The organism is Endozoicomonas sp. SESOKO3 (genome assembly GCF_024606255.1).
The window spans coordinates 1-1,833 of record NZ_JAHHPR010000149.1 but is presented as its reverse complement, the minus strand read 5'-3'; the positions used below and the strand labels follow the sequence as shown (position 1 = coordinate 1,833).

Genomic DNA, 1,833 nt, shown 5'->3' with positions numbered 1-1,833 from the left:
CGACCGGGTGGTCGGCATTCAGGTAGTGATTGAAATTACTATTGTCCAGCTGAACCGTGCGGGCGCTGCTGATGGGTGGCGGTGCTGATGACGGTGGGGTAGCGGATCAGAAGTCTTCTGTATCAAACAACTTGAATATTGGAAAAATAACGCCCAGAAGCTTGGATAACTCACCTGCCGGTGGCGTTGTCGGAAGGCTGAAAAGCAATAGCCTTGCTAACAACAATGTGAATACCGGGGAGGTTAATGCTGGCCATACCGAAGATTCCGGGGGGATTGTAGGAAAAGCAGAAACAACCAGCAGGGTATTACATAACCTGAACACCGGAAAAATTGCCTCAGATTATTTGGACGGTACTTCACGGCGAAGTGGTGGGGAGATTGGCGGAATAGTGGGGGAAACCTCCGGTCAAACCCTGGTCAGCAAAAACCTCAATACAGGCAGCATTTCTGGAAAGGTCACCACCAATGTGGGCGGAATCACTGGGGGAGCAGTCAACGCTCCTGTTGTTCAGAATGTAAACACCGGAACTGTCACTACTGACGGTCGCATTGCATCTGCCGGAGGTATTGCCGGAAAAGCCATAGGAAGAGCAGCAATTTATCACAACCTGAATGCCGGAGCAGTCATAGGTAATGGGACTCATAGTTCAACGGGTGGTATATCCGGGAGTGCACGCGATTTGGCCTCGGTTTACAACAATGTTAATACGGGGTTGGTTAAGTCACTGGTAACAGGAAGCTATGAAAGCGGGGCAGTCGCAGAATTTTCCTTTGGGAATGATATTGTCAATAACCTGGACACTTTCACAAAGTATTACCCGACTGATTCGATTCATAATGGATATAATGAAGGTGTCGTGAGAAAATCGAAAAGCGCACTCAAATCAGGCTTAAACGGTTTGAGCAGCGAACTCTGGAACGCCGGTGATGCAACACAGCTGCCGATGCTCAGAGGCATTAACACCCCCTACCGTGAACTTGTCCGAATCAATGGTACCCAACAGACAAACAACCAGTTTCCCATCGTCCTGAACGAGTTTGCAGACCCTGGAGGTGCCGCAAACGCCACCTCTTTCAATCGTACTGTCTGGAACGGGCATTACGGCTATTTACCGTTCCTAAAAGTTTTCTCCAGACTACAAATATTGCTGGCCGGAATTGATTGCACACCCGGAGGATTTGACTGTAGAGTGAAAAAGAACATCACGACAACTCCACCAGCTACGTCATCGTCATCAGCACAGCCTTCAACCATTGATTTGACCACGGCTGCTGAAATCAGAGCCTTAGCTGATTCGGAGTCACCATCAGGCACTTCATCCGCTTTTGAAATATCATCCCCAACAAACACACGGCGAACTAAATTTTCATCGTCGTCTGACAGTACGTCCCCCACAACCGATTCACTTGATCTGTCAAACTGCCTACCACCAAAAGGCAAGCCTCTCTTCCAAACCTATGACGCGAAAAACCAGCAAATATACGTCGTCATTCAGCCTGAGTCGTCTTCCAAAGGGATCGTTCTGGCGCGCTATAAAGGTTCCGAACTGGATAAACCATTTGGTCGTTGCGGCATTGTGACTTACACCACCTCTGCCGACCACTCCATAATACTGGACTCCTACCAGTCTCTGACAGGACAGGTGACTCACGAAGCCACTGGCTCTCAACTTAACCTTGTTGCAACAACACCTTCAGGAAAAACAACTCTGTTCGAGTTCCCTTTAAATGCCACCCAGAAATATCCGGCACAATTGATCGTGCGTGACAAGGTCTTCCCTGAAAGTGTGCAAATTAATGATACTGCTTATCATAATGGCTTCATGTATT

1 protein-coding gene is annotated in these 1,833 nt (G+C 48.3%); it reads left to right on the top strand.

All coding sequences use genetic code 11. The annotated features are described in order from the left end of the window. Positions 1-56 precede the first annotated feature (56 nt). Positions 57-1,833 (top strand): hypothetical protein (locus tag KDK18_RS02585; RefSeq protein ID WP_257252980.1); only part of this gene is annotated, 1,777 nt, incomplete at its 3' end.